Raw genomic sequence first — 17,505 nt, 5'->3', positions numbered from 1 at the left:
TTACATCAGCCAGTCGGGCAGTTTCCGCGGCGCGTGGCCCGTGACGGCGGCGGCGGCACAGGCGGCAAGGCTGCCGAAGCGCACGGCGCGGCCGGAAAGACCCGGCCCATAATGGGCGTATTTGCCCGAATTCGTCATCACCGTGCGCGTGGCCGGCGGGAAGACCGGCTCGGAGATGGAGCACCAGCACAGATCGGGCAGCACCTGGACACCGGCCTGCTGCAACCGTTCCAGCGTGCCGTCGGCGCGGGCCAGGGCAATGACGGCACGCCCTGCGGTGACGATGGTGGACACCTGGACGCGGCGCCCTTGCAGGGCATCGGCCAGCGCGCGACATTCATCCAATGAGGCATGTGGGCTGCCGATGGCGATCAGTTCCACCGCTTCGGGCCCGTCGTTCAGAAGCTGCCAGCCGGCCACCAGATCGGACCGGGCAAGCCGGACCAGATCGGCGTCCGGGGCAATCCGGTCGGCCTCGGGCGTGATGCAGTCAACGTGCAGCATGGGTGCAGCGGAGGTAGTACCAAAAGCTGCACACAGCGCCTTGAGGTTTTCCGGCACCGGACCGGCCGGCGCCAGACCTTTCAGGACAGGAATCCGGTCTGGCGCGATCTTGCCCGCCAGATAGCCGACGAGCGGCCAGAAGGAATCATCCACCCCGGCGGGCAACTCGACCTCGATGATCCGCCGCGCCTGACGGTCTGCATCGCGATAGACCCCGGACAGGGGCGCGCGTCCGGTCAGGGCGATGCACAGATCCAGAAAGTCGGGGTGCTTGGCGGTGCGGGCTCCCAGAACGCTGTTGGCATAGATCACCGCATTCGATTCAGACCAGGCGATGGCCTCGCCCTCGGTGGGTGCGGTGTCCAGCAGATAGGGCGAACAGGTGAAGGTCGGCTGGCACCCCATGCGGACATAGGCATCGGCGAGCCGCTGCGCGGGGCCGCCAAAGGACGGCGGCACACCCTGTTGCCGCCAGTTCGCATGATCGACCGAAATGGCGTTCATCGTGGTGGGTATCCGCACGCGGGCGCCCATGTCGGCCATCTTCTCGGCGAAGGTCAGGTTGGCGGGGCTGGCGTAGATGCAGCCGTCAATATGGCCCTGGCTGACGGGGATCAGCCGTTCCGCCCCCTGGTTGGCCGCCATGCCACACAGGATGCGCATGGCCTGCGCCACCGCTTCGCCTTGCGAGCCGTCCAGCATGGCGCGGTCTTCGGCAGACAGGGCGGGGCCGACCACGGTGCCGGACACCGCGGGGATGGTCAGCCCGTCTGCCACGATTCCGCTTTCGTCGATGCGGGCCGACTGCGCGGCGGAAAGCGCATCAAAGGCGTCCTGCGTCAGACGCAGCACGGGCAGGGTCTTGCCGAACATGCCGGCGGCAACCATCGCGCCCAGGGTCACCACATCTTCGGGTTCGGCAAAGACCAGCGCGGCCGGGGCGCGGCCGTTCAGCACCATGTCGAGAAGAACGCCAGAGCCGGTGCAAGACCCCCGCGTTCCCGGAATGACCAGAATGCGCCCGACCAGGCTTTGGCCGGCCAGCGGGTGATGCACGTCGATCACGCGGCCGGTTGCCGGGTCAACCCCGCCCCAGAAGCTGATCGGTTCGCGACAGGCCAGAATGGCCCCCTCAGCCAGCCCCGGCAGGATGATCTGCGCCTGCCTCGTCACCGGACCACAAACCCATGCGCGAAGGGATCGCGGTCATCAATGAAGATGGTGTTGTACCCTGTCATCCGGGCCCAGCCTGCGATTGACGGAATGATGGCCGGGCGATCCCCGACACGGGAGGCATCTTCCACCCGGCCCTTGAAGATGGAGCCGATGATGGATTCATGCCAGAATTCATCGCCCACCTTCAGCTTGCCCTTAGCGGCAAGCTGCGCCATGCGCGCCGACGTGCCGGTTCCGCAGGGGCTGCGGTCAATGGCCTTGTCGCCATAGAACACCGCGTTGCGGGCATGGGCGCCCTGAACCGTGGGCTGGCCCGTCCATTGAATATGGCTGAGACCGTTGATCGCCGGATGCTCGGGGTGGACGAATTCATACTTGGCATTCAGCGCGGCCCGAAGCCGGGGCGAGAAGCCGACAAGTTCGCCCGCGGTGAAATCGGCCATGTCGCGGAAGTTCTTCTGCGGTTCGACGATGGCATAGAAATTGCCGCCATAGGCCACATCGACCACGATTTCGCCCAGACCCTCGACCTCGGCCGTCAGGCCCTCGGCATAAAGGAACGAGGGCACGTTGGTCAGGCGCACTTCTTCGACAAAGCGCCCCTCTTGCCGATAGGCAATGTCGACCCGGCCCGCCGGCGCCTCGATGGCCAGGCGGCCGGGCGCGCGGGGCGTGATCAGGCCGTTCTCGATGCCCATCGTGATGGTTCCGATGGTGCCGTGCCCGCACATCGGCAGGCAGCCCGAGGTTTCGATGAACAGCACCGCGACATCGCAATCGGGGCGGGTCGGCGGGTAAAGGATCGAGCCCGACATCATGTCATGGCCGCGCGGTTCGAACATCAGGCCGGTGCGAATCCAGTCATAGTCGCGCAGGAAATGGGCGCGACGCTCCAGCATGTTCGCCCCTTCCAGCCGCGGACCGCCGCCCGCCACCAGCCGGACGGGGTTGCCGCAGGTATGACCATCAATGCAGGAGAAGGTATGCGTTGCCATGGGGGCCTCAGAACCGTTGGGGCGAGAAGGGGGCAAGATCAAGGGCGGCGGGTCTGCCGGTCAGCAGGTCGGCCACGATCCGCGCCGTTCCGGCGGATTGGGTCAGGCCAAGATGGCCGTGACCAAAGGCATAAAGGACGCGCGGCGTTGCCCGCGATGCACCGATGGCGGGCAGGCTGTCGGGCAGCGAGGGGCGGAAGCCCATCCATTGCGTTCCCCCCGTGGCCCTGAGACCGGGAAGGAAGCCCTGCGCCTTTTTCAGCATCACCTCGGCGCGGCGATAGTTCGGCGGCCGCTTCAGCCCGCCAAGTTCGACCGCGCCGCCAACCCGGATGCCGGTTGACAGGCGGGTAACCACAAACCCGTGGCCGCCAAAGGTGATCTGCGTCCGCAGGTCAAAGGCATCGGGCGGAAGCGTGGTGTTGTAGCCGCGTTCGGTTTCCAGCGGAATCCGGTCGCCAAGGCTGCGGGCAATCAGATGCGAATGGGCGCCGGCGGCCAGCACCACCTTGCCGGCCCGCAGCGCAGGCCCGCCCACGACCGCGATTTCCACCCCGTCGCCCTGCGGGGCCAGCGCCCCGACCTGCGCCAGCACGATGCGGCCGCCCCGGCCACGGAACCGTTCGGCCAGCGCAAGGGTGTAAAGGCGCGGATCGGCGATGGAATACCAGCCCGGCGTGAAGGTGCCGCGCACAAAGCGGGGGGACAGGCCGGGTTGCAGCTCGGCCATTTCTTCGGCGCCCATGTGCCGGAAGGCGATGCCATGCGCGGCGCGGACCTGCCAGCCCGGACGCGCGGCCTCGAACTCGGCCTCGGATTCATAGACCTGAAGGTTGCCGTCCTTGCGCAGCATCGGCAGGGTGCCGGTTGCCTGCAGGAAGGGTTCAAGCTCGGCCTTCGACAGATCCATCAGCGCGGTCTGCGCCACCGTGGAGGCCGCCACCTGCGCGGGCCGGCAGGCCCGCCAGAACCGGAACAGCCAGGGCGCGATGGCCGGCGCATAGGCCGGCGGAATGGTCAGCGGGCCGGTTGCATCCAGCAGCCAGCGGGGCGCCTTGCGCAACATGCCCGGCGAGGCCAGCGGCAGGATGTCGGTAAAGGCGAAGGCCCCCGCGTTTCCGGCCGATGCCCCGGCGGCGGGGCCTTCCCGGTCAACGACCGTGACGGTCAGGCCACGGTCCTGCAAGGCCAGCGCGATGGAGAGGCCCACCACGCCGGCCCCGATCACAAGGGCATCGGTGGCATCGGATTCGGTTTGCATCATGGTTCAGTGCGTGGCGGCCAGGAACTTTTGCAGTTCCGGGTCTTTCGGCGCGCCGAACAGTTGTTCGGGCGGCGCGATTTCCGCCATCACCCCCTTGTGGAAGAAGGCCACGCGGTCGGACACTTCGCGCGCGAATTTCATTTCGTGGGTGACGCAGATCATCGTCATGCCTTCCGAGGCCAGCATCCGCAGCGTATCCAGCACTTCGCCCACCAGTTGCGGGTCCAGCGCGGAAGTCACCTCGTCGAACAGCATGTAGTCGGGCGACATGGCCAGCGCGCGGGCGATGGCCATCCGCTGCTGCTGCCCGCCCGACAGGCGCGAGGGATAGACGGCCAGCTTGTCGCCCAGGCCGACGTGCTTCAACTGGCGCACGGCTTCCGCCTCGGCTTCGGATTTCGGGCGTTTCAGCACCTTGACCTGCGCCAGCATCACGTTTTCCAGCACGGTCAGGTGCGGAAAGGCGTTCCACTGCTGGAACACGATGCCGATCTTCTGACGCAGCCGGTTCAGATCGGTGGACTTGGCGTGAACCTCGACCCCGTCAACGACGATGCGCCCGGCGTCGATGGGTTCCAGTCCGTTGATGCAGGTCAGCAGGGTGGATTTGCCCGAGCCCGAGCCGCCGATCACGGTCAGCACCTCTCCTTTGGCGACGTTCAGGTTGATGCCTTTCAGCACCTCGAGCGAGCCGAAGGATTTGCGGACATTCTCGATCTCAATCATTGGACCACCGTTTTTCCAGGTAACCGCCCAGCCGGGCGATCGGGAAGGAGATGACGAAGTAGAACAGGCCGCAGATCATCAGCAGGAACAGCGGTTCCTGAAGGCGGGTGATCAGGATCTGGGTGGATTTCAGCAGCTCCACCACCTGCACGACATAGACGAGGGCCGAGTCCTTCATCACGCCCAGCGCAAGGCCGATCCAGGACGGCAGGGCGACGCGGGTCGCCAGCGGCATCACGATGTTGCGCATGTCCTGCGCCCAGGTCATGCCCAGCGACCGGGCGGCGCGGCGCAGGGTGGGCGGCACCGCCTCGATCGCGCCGCGCACGATTTCGGCGCAATAGGCGGCGGTGTAGAACGACAGCACCGCGCAGGCCACCGAGAAGCCCGAGATGCGCCAGCCCAGAACCGTGGTGACGAAGGCATTGGCCAGCACAAGCTGGATCAGCAGCGGGATGGAGCGGAAGACATCCAGCGCGAAGGTGATGGGGGCGGCCCACCACGGGCCGATCTGGTAACGGATCACACCGAAGGCGATGCCCATCACCGTGCCGAAGAAGACGGAGATGGCGGTGACGACCAGCGTCATCCCGGCGCCTTTTGCCAGGAAGATCAGATCGTTGACGTTAAGGGCCGTATCAAGCATCGCAGACCCCCCTCAATACCGGAACAGCCGGGCCGCAAGCAGGCGAGCCGAAAGGGTGATGGTCTTGGTGATCAGGTAGAAGATCACCGCGGCGATGGCGAAAAGCTCGAACGTGCGGAAGGTGCGGGCGTTCAGTTCGCTGGTGACACCGTAAAGGTCGGTGTTCATGGCAACCACGGCGCCAAGCGATGTCATCAGGATGGCCCAGACCATCTGGTTCGTCATGGGCAGGAAGGAGATCCGCAGCATCTGCGGCATGATCACGTTGCGGAAGGCCTGAAAGCCGCTCATCCCAAGCGAGCGGGCGGCGCGGGTCTGGGTTTCGGGAATGGCCTTGAGGGCGCCCCGGAAATTCTCGGCCAGATAGCCCGCGTTGTTGAAGGCGATGCCGATCAGCAGCGAGAGATAGGGCGAAAGATGGACACCAAACCCGCCCAGGCCGAAGTGAACCATGTAGATCTGGAACAGGGCCGGCGTGTTGCGCGCGATTTCGACCCAGGTTGTCGCGACCGCGCCCAGCAGGCGGTTGCCGGATTGGCGGAACAAGGTCAGCGCCATGGCGATGAGGATGCCGATCAGCATCGACAGCACCGCGATCTCGATGGTCACAAGCGCGCCTTCAAGCATCTGCGGAAGCGAGTCGAGGGCCTGGCTCCAGCGAAAACGATAGTTGAACATGGCCACCCCAGATCCGTGAACGCCAAGGCGATGCGGGGGGCTGCCCCGCATCGCATCCTGTCTGAAGATCAGCGATAGACGCCCTGGATGGTCAGGTCAGCCGGTTCGCCTTCGCCCACCCATTTCTTGTAGAGTTCGGCATAGCGGCCCGTGCGGACCTGCTGGTTGATGAACAGGTTCATGTAGTTGATCAGGCCATATTCTTCGCGCAGCGTGATCAGGGCCACATAGTCCGGCACCATCGGGGCCTTGTCGGCGATGGCGATGCCCGGGAAGTTGCCCGATTTCACGTTGGCCTCGGCCACTTCGACGGTCGAGACGGTGGCATCAAGCTGGCCCTGCGACAGTGCCAGGAACACGTCGGCCTGGGTCTGGTAGGGACGGAACTCGCCCTCGCCCCATTCCTTGACCTTGCCTTCAAGCCAGATCGCCTCATAGGTGCCGGCGGTGGCGCCGACGACCTTGCCCTTCATCCCTTCCCAGTTGGTGATGCCGGCCTTGTCGTTGGCGACGACGGCATTTTCAAAGGCATAGTAGGGGATCGAGAAGCCGACGGTCTTGGCCCGTTCCAGCGTGTCGGAGGTGGAGGCGACGGCCACATCGACCGAGCCCGACATGAGCGCGGGAATACGCTCGGGGAAGGTGGTTTCGACGATTTCCGCCTTCACGCCCAGCGCGGCCGCCAGATCGTTGCAGTAATCGACATCGAAGCCGATGGGGGTGTTGCTGGCATCGCGCGACCCCATGGGCGGGAAGTCCAGCACGACGGCGCAGCGCAGCGTGCCCGAAGCAATGATGTCGTCCAGTTTGTCGGCCTTTGCCGGCATGGCCACAGCAGTGGCGGCCAGCAGGCCAGCGGTGAGAAACGCCGTTTTCATGTTCCCTCCCATGGGTGATGTTATGATTCCGGTATCGTCACTATCGGGCGTGCCGGGGCACAAATCAATTACAAAATACACTTAGTATACAAGCTATATTCAACCGTCCGGCGTCTGCCCTGCGGGTGCAGGGCAGCGGGTTCGGTCTGACGCGGGCCTGTATCACAGATCCCTCGGCAAGATCGCCTCGGGCAGGTTCTGGTAGCTGACCGGCCGCAGGAACCGGCGGATCGACAATGTGCCGACAGAGGTGGCGCCAAAGTTGGTGCTGGCCGGATAGGGACCACCATGCACCATCGCATCGCAGACTTCGACCCCTGTCGGAAAACCGTTGGCCAGCACACGGCCGGCCTTGCGTTCCAGCACCGGCAACAGGCGGCGGGCAAGATCGGCGTCTTCGTCGTTCAGGTGCAGGGTCGCGGTCAACTGGCCGGGGAAGCTGCGGGCAATGGCCAGCATCTCCTCGGCGTCGCGAACGGTCACGATCAGGCCAAGCGGACCGAACACCTCTTCCGCAAGGGCGTGATCGGCAAGCCAGTCCTGGCCGCGCACCTGAAACAGTTGCGGCGTTGCCTGACGGGGACCGCAGGCCTGTGACAGCAGGCTTTGCACGCCCGGCGCGGCGGAAATCCGGTCGCGGCCCTGCACATAGGCCCGCGCGATGCCTTCGGTCAGCATGACCTGGGGCGCCACCTGCCGCAGCGCGGCCAGGGTGGCGGCGGCAAACGCGGCCGCCTGATCCTCCATCACCACGGCGATGCAGGGGTTGGTGCAGAACTGGCCGGCGCCCATGGTCAGGCTGGCCGACCAGCCCTGCGCCACGGCATCGCCCCGCGCCGCCATGGCGGCGGGCAGCAGGAACATGGGATTGACCGCCCCCAGTTCACCGAAGAACGGAATCGGTTCAGGCCGGGCGGCGCACAGGTCGAACAGCGCCCGCCCGCCGGCAAGCGAGCCGGTGAAGCCCACCGCCTTGATCAGCGGATGCGTGACCAGCGCCTCGCCAACGCTGCGGTTGCCGCCCTGGATCAGGCTGAACACGCCCGGATGCAGGTTGCAGGCAAGGATGGCGGCATGAATCGCCTCGGCCACGATTTCGCCGGTGCCGGGATGGGCCGAGTGGCCCTTGACCACCACGGGGCAGCCCGCGGCCAGCGCGGCGGCGGTATCGCCACCTGCGGTCGAGAAGGCCAGCGGAAAGTTCGACGCGCCGAACACCGCGACCGGGCCGATGGGGCGCTTGATCATGCGGATGTCGGGGCGGGGCAGCGGCTGGCGGTCGGGCAGGGCCGCGTCATGGCGGCGGTCAAGGTAATCACCCGCCTCGATATGCGCCGCGAACAGGCGCAGTTGGCCGGTGGTGCGGCCCCGCTCTCCGTTCAGCCGCGCTTCGGGAAGGCCGGTTTCCTGGCATCCGATCAGGGTGATCGCCTCGGCCCGGGCCTCGATCTCATCGGCGATGCGGCGCAGGAAGGCGGCGCGCAGGGCGCGGTCGGCCCAGCCGAAAGACCAGAACGCCGCTTCCGCGGCCTGGGCGGCTTGGTCCACAAGCGCCCGGGTGCCCACGGCGAAGGTATGGGCGGGGCCATGGGCCGGGTCGGAGGCGAAGGTGTCAGGCCCGGCGATCCATTCACCGGCGATCAGGTGCTTTCCATGGGGAACAAAGGTCAACGGCTTCTTCCTTGTCGGCGGGTCTGGCGACCCTTCGGTTCACGGGGGTGGGGCAACGGGCCCGAACAGCGCAGGGTGCGCCCCTGCGCTGCACGTCACGGCAGGCCATGGCCTGCGGCGGATGTCAGACCTTGCAGGCCTGCACCGCGCCCGGAAGTTTGCTCCACTCCGCATACCAGGTCTTGAACTGGGTGAACTGCGCTTCGGCCCAGCCGCGCTGGCTGGGCGTCAGCTCGTCCGTGGCGTTGAAGTGCAGGGCGTAATCGGCATCGCCTTCCAGCACCATCATGTACTTGTAGTACAGCACCAGATCGCAGCCCTCGTCCCAGGACGACAGCACTTCCAGCGCCTCGCCCAGTTCGCGGGCGCGCTGGCGGGCGTCCAGATCGCCGGCGGCGGCGGCCTTGGCCAGCGCGACGAAGTGCAGGACTTCCTTGGCCAGCACATTGCCGATGCCGGTGATGGTGCCCGTTGCCCCGCATTTGACATAGCCGTGATAGACGCCGGTATCGACGCCGGCCATCAGGATCACGCTTTCATCGGCGCTGGTGATGTGTTCGGCGGCATAGGTCATGGCCTTGGCGCCGCCAAATTCCTTGAAGCCCACGAGGTTGGGGTGTTCGGCGCGCAGGGCGAAGAACAGGTCGGCCTTGGTTTCGTAGCCGTAGTAGGGGCTGTTGTAGATCACGGCCGGCAGGTCGGGCGCGGCGGCGAGAAGCGCCTTGAAGTGATGGCGCTGCGCAACCGGCGAGGCGCCGCGCGACAGCACCCGGGGGATCAGCATCAGCCCCGCGGCGCCCACCTTCTGCGCATGGGCGGCATGGGCCACCGCGCTGGCAGAGTTGATCGCGCCGGTACCGACGATGACCGGGATGCCGGCCTTGACCAGACGTTCGACGCCTTCCATGCGCTGTTCATCGGTCAGCAGCGGCCAGTCGCCCATGGACCCGCAATAGACCACGGCTGACATGCCGGCGGCCATCAGCTCTTTCGCCTTGCGGACAAGCGCATCGAAGTTGGGACGGCGGTCTGCCGTGCAGGGCGTCATCAGCGCGGGAATCACTCCGGTGAAAATCGCGGTATCCATCTGGGAACTCCTTGTGACCCATGTTCGGCAGGGCTCGGCGACACCCGGTCCGCCGATTCCTGACCGAATAATACCTTTTGCATTTTATTTGTCGACAAGAAATCGACAGGGCTAGAGCGCAATCTCCTGCCGCTCGTCGCGGGCGAAAAGCTGCTGGATCTGGCGGACGATCTGGTCGGCGTGCGCCCGGGCAAGGCGGTCGCACAGGTCGATGTCGCGCGCGGCGATGGCGGCGATCATCGCCTCATGTTCATCGACATACTGCTTCGGAAGGCGGTCATCGAAGGACTGGTAATACAGCCGCAGGATACGGCGGCCTTCATCCAGAAGGCGCAGCGTCAGGGTGGTGAAATACGGGTTGCGCCCGGCTTCCGCGATGGCGGCGTGCAGGTCGCGGTTGACCGCCACCATGGCCAGCGCATCCTGCGCGGCGGCGGCGGCGGCATACATCTGCTGAAGCCCGCGAATCCGGCTGAGATCGGCCGGACGGTGATACTGCGCCGCCAGCCGTGTGGTGACACGATACATCAGCGTGATCGCATCATAGAAGGTGTGCAGGTTCAGGACATCAATGTTCGACACCATGGCCGAACGGTTCGGCAGGGTTTCCACCAGCCCTTCCCCCGCCAGCCTGACCAGCGCCTCGCGGATGGGGGTGCGCGACATGCCGAAACGTTCGGCAAGGTGAACCTCATCAATCGGGCTGCCTGGCGGAAGTTTAAGGTCAAGGATTTCGTCGCGAAGCATTTCGTAGACGACCTTCACACCCGAACCGCGCTTGCGCTCGGGATAGGCGCCCTCACCCGTATCAGTCATGCCGGCCACCCTTCAGGTCTGAAAACTTTGTGTCGACCAGAAAAATACATCGCGGCCCGGTGCAGATCAACGTTCTGAATTTCAGGGCGGCTTGCCAGGCCACGAGAGGCGCGGGCGGCGGCAGCCTGGCGCCCTTGCGGCGGCGCAGAATGTGCATCCGGCGCATCCGGCGCGGCAGGTTTCGCAACCGACGCAGCCGCCGTTCACGTCACACAAACGGGTAAGTCCTTGCAAATCTGGCATTTCGCGACATCCGGGGGCCGCTCACGACTCCAGAATAGATATTTCGCGACCATAACGAAATGAACCTTGGGGAAGATCGCCGGTGCTTTGGGCATGACTGGCTGAATTGTTGTGTTCCCACGTTCAGCTCCCTGCCTGCAGCGCCAAGCATGTTTTACTCAGGAGCGCGAACGTCATGGCCACCTATCCCGGCACCGCAGGCAACGACACCTATGACGGAACCACCTTCGGAGATAGTATCGAAGGCCTTGGCGGCAACGACAGCCTGTTTGGCTGGGCCGGCAATGACACCATTGATGGCGGGGCGGGAAACGACCGCATCTCAGGCGGGGCCGGGAACGATTCGATTGACGGCGGTGCGGGGGATGACAGCATCACCGGTAATGATGGAAACGACACCATCTACACCAACAGCGGTAACGATACCGTCTTTGGTGGCAACGACAATGACCGGATCTTTGGCAACAACCTGGGCCAGCTTCTGTATGGCGACGCGGGCGATGATGTCATCAGCGGCGACTCGGCGATCAACGGGGGAATCGAAACCAACTCTGACTCATCCGAGCCCGATTCACTTTTTGGCGGAGCTGGGAATGACACGCTTTATTCCGGTTTCCTTGGCAGCGTCATCTATACCATCGGTGACCTTCTGGACGGAGGCATCGGGAACGACGTCCTGATCGGCGGCAATGCGCATGACACCCTTCTGGGGCAGGACGGCAACGATTCCATGAATGGCGGCGCCGGGAACGACCTTCTGGAAGGTGGCGCCGGCAATGACACGATCTACACCCAGGACAATCAAGATACCGTCTATGGTGGCGACGACAATGACCGCATCTTCGGCGACAACGTAAAACAGCTTCTCTATGGCGATGCCGGCGATGATGTGATCAGCGGCGACTCGCTGACCAACGGTGGCAACGAGAGCAATACCAACACATCCGAGAGCGATTCGATTTATGGTGGGGACGGAAACGACACCCTGTATTCGGGCTACTTTGGCACCACATCTGCCTTCGGCGACCTTCTGGACGGTGGCATCGGGAACGACATTCTGATCGGCGGCACGGCCGACGACACCCTGCTGGGCCAGGATGGCAACGATTCCCAGGATGGTGGCGTGGGGAATGACCTTCTGGATGGCGGCCTGGGCAATGATACGCTTCGGGGCCGCGACGGCGAGGACAGCCTGTTCGGCGGCGCCGACAATGACATGATCTTTGGCGGCAACGGCAGCGATTATGCCGAAGGTGGCATCGGGAACGACTTCATTACCGGCGACACCGACGGCGACACCGGAAACGATACGTTCTACGGCGGAGACGGAATTGACGTCCTGATTGGCCGGACCGGGGCGGACATGCTTTACGGTGACGCAGGGGATGACCAGATCTTCGGCCAACGGCTGGACGATATTCCCGATGGCAATGACTCGCTCTATGGCGGGGATGGCAATGACTACATTCAGGCCAACATCGGAGAAGACCTGATCTATGGCGGCGAGGGCGATGACGCCCTGATAGGAGACGGAGCCAGTCAGTCCATCGGACAGAACGATACGCTGTATGGTGAAAACGGTAATGACCTCATCTTCTCGGGAGGTGGCGACGACCTGGCCTATGGCGGTGCCGACAATGACACCCTCTGGGGCGAGGACGGCAATGACAGCCTGTACGGCGACGCGGGCAATGACTCGATCATTGGCGGAAACGGCAGTGATTACGCCGAGGGCGGCGACGGCAACGACCAAATCATGGGAGAGACGGGCACCGGCACCGGAAACGACACGTTCGATGGTGGAGAGGGCGATGACACTCTGGTTGGCGGGGGCGGATCCGACCTGCTGTATGGTGGGGCCGGCGACGATTACATTCTTGCCCAGTTGAACGACACCTTTGCCGATGGCGATGACACGGTCTATGGCGGGGATGGCTACGACTATGTCGAGGGCAGCCTTGGCAATGACCTGATCTATGGCGGCACGGGCGACGATTACCTGGTGGGTGATGGCGTCAGCACCAACGGCGACAACGATACGCTGTATGGCGAAGACGGGAACGATCTGCTTGTCGGCGGCGGTGGCGACGACCTGGTGTATGGCGGCGCAAACGACGACGTGATCTACGGCTATGACGGCAACGACACGCTGCATGGCGATGACGGCAACGACGAGATGTACGGCGACGCCGGGAACGACCAGGTCTATGGTGGCGCCGGGAATGACACGCTGAGCGGCAGCGACTATTTCGGCGGCGGCGGCGGGGCGGATACGCTGACGGGCGGCACGGGGGATGATCGCTTCATCATCGCGGGCGGCGCGGGCGACAGCATCCACCTGGCGGACTTCGGTGCGGGGGAAACCAACGGCACGAACGGTTCGCTGGACGGCAGCGATGGTTCGTGGGGTGACAACGACTTTGTCGATCTGACGCAATGGTACAGCGACGACACCCTGCAGCTTTACAAGGATACCTACAACAAGCCGAACATTACCAACCCGCTGCAGGCGTTGCAGGATGATGCGGCCGACGGCACGCTGGACTTCATCGCGTTCCAGGGTGGGCCGACGGTGACCTTCACGCTGGTCGGCAGCGGGGTGATGGACACCGAACACACCGGCGTGCCCTGCTTTACCCGCGGCACCATGATCGAAACCGCGCGCGGCGACGTGGCGATCGAGGATCTGCGCCGCGGCGATCTGGTCAGAACGGCGGACCACGGCCTGCAACCGATCCGCTGGATCGGGTCGCGCCGGCTTGCGGCCGGCGATCTGGCGACCAACCCGAAGCTGCGCCCGATCCGCATCCGCGCCGGCGCCCTGGGCCGGGGCCTGCCGCTGCAGGATGTGGTGGTTTCGCCGCAGCACCGGGTGCTGGTGTCGTCGAAGGTTGCCGAACGCATGTTCGGTGAGCGTGAGGTGCTGGTGCCCGCGCGCCACCTGCTGCTGATCAACGGCATCGACGTGGCCGAGGAGATGGCGGCGGTGGAATACTTCCACATCCTGTTCGACCGGCATCAGATCGTGTTTGCCGCGGGGGCACCGATGGAATCGCTCTTCACCGGCCCCGAGGCGCTGAAGTCGGTCGGCCCCGAGGCGCGGCGCGAGATTTTCGAGATCTTCCCGGAACTTGAAACGCTGGACGCCACCGCCCTGCCCCAGCCGGCCCGCCCGATTCAACCCGGCCGCATCGCCCGGAAACTGGCCGCCCGACACGCCCAGAACGGGATCGCGCTGCTCAGCCACTGACCGGCACAGCGCCAGACCCCAAGGCCGCATCCGCATGGGTGCGGCCATTCTTCTTGATCAAATCCGCGGAGAAAGACATAATGCTGAAATTGGCGATGCCATTACGGGCAGGTTTTGCCGGGCCATAAAGGCCCGGACTTGGCCAGAAGCCCCGCCAGAGTGTGCGATTTGAACGTGTGGGTGGCCCCTGTCGGGCTGCGTCGCTGTGGTTCAGGTAAAGTGAATACCAGCCGTTCCGAGTGTCCACCGTCACACCGTTCGTGACACGGGGGGCGTAGTTCACGACACACGACATGAAAGCCCTGACAAGATTGGCTAAATCTCGCGATAGATCGCGTGCCGCAAATGTTTCGGCCCGCCTGCGCTGGTGCAGTACGAGGTTCGTTGATGTTCACTTTTTCCCGTGAGGGGCTGACAGCCCGCCACAAGGCGGAGTGTCCTTCGCGAACCGATCATCCGTGCCTGAAGACCCCGGTGACGCAACTTTGCCTTCGGAGCCGGAGACAGCTTTCAAGATATTCGAGATGAGAGCCCGACATGAGGCCAGAGAACCGGAAGAATGCCGGTACAGGTATTTCCCCCCCAGTTTCGCATATGACGTTGGCCACGAGTGAAGCATGAAGACGCAGGTAGAGCCAATCATCGCCTTTGCCAGCGGAGAAACAGCCCCGCTTTGCAGCGCCTTTGTCTGGGAACTTGTGGGATCAACCCGGTTCAAGCTGTTTATCGTGACAACCATCGGACTGTTTGCGCTGATCCAGCCCTATCAGCCGGTGAAGCTGCAGCGGTGGGAGGCGATCACCATCATCGCCGTTGTCGGGCTGATGGTCTTTTTCTGCTATGTGTCGGCCTTCATGTTCTTCGCCAAGTGCTGGCGCCGCTTTCGTCTCCGACAATTGCGGACGATCTGGTTGCTGCTGATCAGTTCCCTGATGGCGTCCTTTGCCGGGCAATGGGCCCTGCCCCTGTTCGGGGAAACCCCGAAGACGGTTCTGGAAACCCTGTTGGTCTGGGTGTTCCACTTCATGATGTTCACGGGGCTGGAGATCATCTTCTCGACGTTTGTCCTGCCCGAGGTCATGGCCAACCTTGCACGCCGCCCCGGGCCGCACGACAACGAACCCATCGCCGTTCCCGTCGGGATTGCCACCGCCACAGTGGCCCCCGCGCCGGCCGCAGCCCCGGCCAGGATTGCCGCCCCGCGCCCGGCGGCCCCGATCCCGGCTGCGACTGCAACCGTCATCATTTCCGACAAGCGGTTCGAGATCGACAAGATCAAATGGGTCATGGCGGAAGAGCATTACATCTCGATCTACACCTTCGATGAGCAGACCCATTTCATGCGGGGCCGGCTGCGGGACTTTCTGGCGCAGGTGTCCGAGGATATGGGCTTTGCGATCCACAGATCCTACTGGGTTTCCTGGGGTGCGATCCGGCAGGTCGATGCCGAGAAGGACAGCATGACGGTTGTTCTGGATGACAAGACATCGCTGCCGGTCGCCCGCGCCAGACGATCCCAGTTCGGGGAAGCCCAGAAACGGCACGGCATGGCCTGAAGGGCGGCGCCGTGCCTCAGGCCGCGCGCATCAGCATCCCGTAAAGATCACGCGGATCATCGGGATCGGCGATCATGTCCAGCATCTGGCCAAGGCCGGTTTCCGGCAGCCGCGCCAGCACATAGCGCAGGGCGGCAAAATCCTCGATCGCGAAACCCACGCTGTCGAACAGCGTGACCTGCGTGGGGTGGGTGCGCCCCGGTGCGCGGCCGGCAATGACCTCCCACAGCTCGGTGACGGGGTGGTTCGGGTCAAGCTGCTGGATTTCGCCTTCGATCCGGGTCTGCGGGGTGTATTCGGTAAAGATGTCAGCCCGGTGCAGAATGGGTTGGGCAAGTTCGGTCTTGCCGGGGCAATCGCCGCCAACGCCGTTGATGTGCACCCCGTTGCCGACCATGTTGTCGTTCAGGATCGTGGCGTGGTTCTTGTCGGCGGTGACGGTGGTGATGATGCCCGCGCCCAGGATCGCCTCTTCTGCCGTGCGGCAAGAGATGACCTTCAGGCCAGAGCCGGCAAGGTTTCGGGCGCATTTTTCGGTGGCCGCGGGATCAATGTCGTAAAGCCGCACTTCGCGCAGGCCGCAGATGGCCCGGAAGGCCAAGGCCTGGAATTCCGCCTGCGCCCCGTTGCCGATCAGCGCCATGCAGTCGGCCCCCGCGGGCGCCAGCCATTTGGCCGCCATGGCCGAGGTGGCGGCGGTGCGCAGCGCGGTCAGGATCGTCATTTCGGACAGCAGCACCGGATAGCCGGTGGCCACATCGGCCAGCAGACCGAAGGCCGTCACGGTCTGCAACCCGCGTTTCATGTTGGACGGATGGCCGTTCACATATTTGAAGCCGTAGGTCTGGCCGTCCGAGGTGGGCATCAGTTCGATCACCCCGACATCGGAATGAGAGGCGATGCGCGGAGTCTTGTCGAATTCGGGCCAGCGGCGGAAATCGGCTTCGATCTCGGTCGCAAGGTCGCGCAGCACGGTTTCGATGCCGATGCGGTGGACCAGCCGCATCATCGCATCGACGCTGACAAAGGGGACAAGGTTCAGGGTCATGTCACTTGCTCCGGGTCGGGCGGTCAAACACCTTGCGGCCCATCAGGCTGGCCACCAGATCGACCATCAGCCGCGCGGTCATGCCGCGATCGTCAAGGAAGGGGTTCAGCTCCACCAGGTCCAGGCTGGTGACCAGGCCGGATTCGTGCAGCATCTCCATCACCAGATGCGCCTCGCGGAAGGTGGTGCCACCCGGAACGGTGGTGCCAACGGCGGGGGCGATGGCGGGATCAAGGAAATCGACATCCAGGCTGACATGCAGCATCCCGCCCGCTTCCTTGACGCGGGCCAGGAACCGGCGCAGCGGGGCTACGATGCCCTCTTCATCCAGCGTGCGCATGTCGACGGGGATAAGCTGGTGATCAATCAGCGCGGCATGTTCGGCCGGATCGACCGAGCGGATGCCGTAAAGACAGACCCGGTCCGCCGGGACGGGGGCGGGAAAGGGGGGAAAGGCGTCAAACCCGTCACGCCCGGTGATATAGGCCACGGGCGTGCCGTGCAGATTGCCTGACGTGGTGGTCAGCGGGGTGTGAAAATCGGAATGGGCATCCAGCCACAGCACGAACAGCGGCCGCCCCTTCCGCGCCGCAAAGCCCGCCGCCCCCGCGACCGAGCCGAGGGCCAGCGAATGATCGCCCCCCATGACCATGGGCAAGGTGCCTTCGGAAAGCGCGTCATCGACAGAGTCGATCAGCGCCTCGGTCCAGCCCACCGTTTCGGGCAGGGAATGAACGGCGGCGTTGGGGCAACGGGCCGGCCGCAGGGCGGGCAGCGCCAGATCGCCCCGATCCTCGACAGCATGGCCAAGGTCGGAAATCGCTTGGGACAGACCCGCAACGCGATAGGCGGCGGGCCCCATCAGGCAGCCGGGGCGGCGCTGACCACTGTCGATCGGTGCCCCGATCAGGGTGCATCTTGTCATGGAACTGTCTCCTCCGACCTGTGTTAATCTTTCCATAATGTG

14 protein-coding genes are annotated in these 17,505 nt (G+C 64.5%); 2 read left to right on the top strand and 12 right to left on the bottom strand.

Features of this window, described 5'->3' with window-relative positions; translation table 11 throughout:
- From lhpI to B6K69_RS11100, 10 genes are all read right to left on the bottom strand, one after another.
- Nucleotides 1-1,677, bottom strand: coding sequence for a cis-3-hydroxy-L-proline dehydratase (gene lhpI / locus B6K69_RS11145; RefSeq protein WP_108643831.1), 1,677 nt, complete (start codon nucleotides 1,675-1,677; stop codon nucleotides 1-3).
- The gene (locus tag B6K69_RS11140) at nucleotides 1,674-2,675 is read right to left on the bottom strand and encodes a 4-hydroxyproline epimerase (protein WP_107671610.1); all 1,002 of its coding nucleotides are present in this window, start codon (nucleotides 2,673-2,675) and stop codon (nucleotides 1,674-1,676) included. Before B6K69_RS11140 ends, lhpI begins: the two co-directional genes overlap by 4 nt.
- A gap of 7 nt (nucleotides 2,676-2,682) precedes the next feature.
- A complete protein-coding gene (locus tag B6K69_RS11135) occupies nucleotides 2,683-3,939 on the bottom strand; it encodes an NAD(P)/FAD-dependent oxidoreductase (RefSeq protein ID WP_418259821.1) in 1,257 nt (418 codons plus the stop codon).
- Nucleotides 3,940-3,942: 3 nt separating this feature from the next.
- Nucleotides 3,943-4,665, bottom strand: a complete 723-nt coding sequence (locus B6K69_RS11130) for an amino acid ABC transporter ATP-binding protein (RefSeq protein ID WP_108643830.1) — start codon at nucleotides 4,663-4,665, stop codon at nucleotides 3,943-3,945.
- Entirely contained in the window at nucleotides 4,658-5,311 is a 654-nt protein-coding gene (locus tag B6K69_RS11125) for an amino acid ABC transporter permease (RefSeq protein WP_107671612.1), read from the bottom strand. The genes B6K69_RS11130 and B6K69_RS11125 overlap by 8 nt, the downstream gene beginning before the upstream one ends.
- Before the next feature lie 12 nt (nucleotides 5,312-5,323).
- Nucleotides 5,324-5,989: an amino acid ABC transporter permease gene (locus B6K69_RS11120; RefSeq protein WP_107671613.1), complete on the bottom strand. Its 666-nt coding sequence runs from the start codon at nucleotides 5,987-5,989 to the stop codon at nucleotides 5,324-5,326.
- Nucleotides 5,990-6,057: 68 nt separating this feature from the next.
- On the bottom strand, nucleotides 6,058-6,867 hold the full coding sequence (locus tag B6K69_RS11115; protein ID WP_108643829.1) for a transporter substrate-binding domain-containing protein: 810 nt from the start codon (nucleotides 6,865-6,867) through the stop codon (nucleotides 6,058-6,060).
- Between the two features lie 162 nt (nucleotides 6,868-7,029).
- Nucleotides 7,030-8,538: an aldehyde dehydrogenase (NADP(+)) gene (locus B6K69_RS11110; protein ID WP_108643828.1), complete on the bottom strand. Its 1,509-nt coding sequence runs from the start codon at nucleotides 8,536-8,538 to the stop codon at nucleotides 7,030-7,032.
- 124 nt (nucleotides 8,539-8,662) lie between these two features.
- Nucleotides 8,663-9,625, bottom strand: coding sequence for a dihydrodipicolinate synthase family protein (locus tag B6K69_RS11105; RefSeq protein WP_108643827.1), 963 nt, complete (start codon nucleotides 9,623-9,625; stop codon nucleotides 8,663-8,665).
- Between the two features lie 111 nt (nucleotides 9,626-9,736).
- Entirely contained in the window at nucleotides 9,737-10,441 is a 705-nt protein-coding gene (locus B6K69_RS11100; protein WP_107671828.1) for a GntR family transcriptional regulator, read from the bottom strand.
- Nucleotides 10,442-10,859: 418 nt separating this feature from the next.
- On the opposite strand from B6K69_RS11100, the gene B6K69_RS11095 reads away from it, so the two are divergent.
- Nucleotides 10,860-13,934, top strand: coding sequence for a Hint domain-containing protein (locus B6K69_RS11095; RefSeq protein WP_108643826.1), 3,075 nt, complete (start codon nucleotides 10,860-10,862; stop codon nucleotides 13,932-13,934).
- Between the two features lie 617 nt (nucleotides 13,935-14,551).
- Complete coding sequence (locus tag B6K69_RS11090; RefSeq protein ID WP_108643825.1) at nucleotides 14,552-15,490, top strand: LytTR family DNA-binding domain-containing protein; 939 nt, start codon at nucleotides 14,552-14,554, stop codon at nucleotides 15,488-15,490.
- 16 nt (nucleotides 15,491-15,506) lie between these two features.
- Here the strand turns inward: B6K69_RS11090 and B6K69_RS11085 are convergent, their stop codons facing one another.
- Nucleotides 15,507-16,538 carry an ornithine cyclodeaminase gene (locus B6K69_RS11085; RefSeq protein ID WP_108643824.1) on the bottom strand — a complete coding sequence of 344 codons (1,032 nt, stop codon included), beginning with the start codon at nucleotides 16,536-16,538 and terminating at the stop codon, nucleotides 15,507-15,509.
- A 1-nt stretch (nucleotide 16,539) separates the two neighbouring features.
- A complete protein-coding gene (gene rocF, locus B6K69_RS11080) occupies nucleotides 16,540-17,463 on the bottom strand; it encodes an arginase (RefSeq protein WP_108643823.1) in 924 nt (307 codons plus the stop codon).
- Nucleotides 17,464-17,505: the final 42 nt, after the last annotated feature.

The organism is Pseudogemmobacter blasticus, from assembly GCF_003071405.1.
Classification (GTDB): Bacteria; Pseudomonadota; Alphaproteobacteria; order Rhodobacterales; family Rhodobacteraceae; genus Pseudogemmobacter; species Pseudogemmobacter blasticus.
Note: the sequence above shows the minus strand (reverse complement) of the source record. Positions and strands in the feature narration are given on the sequence as shown.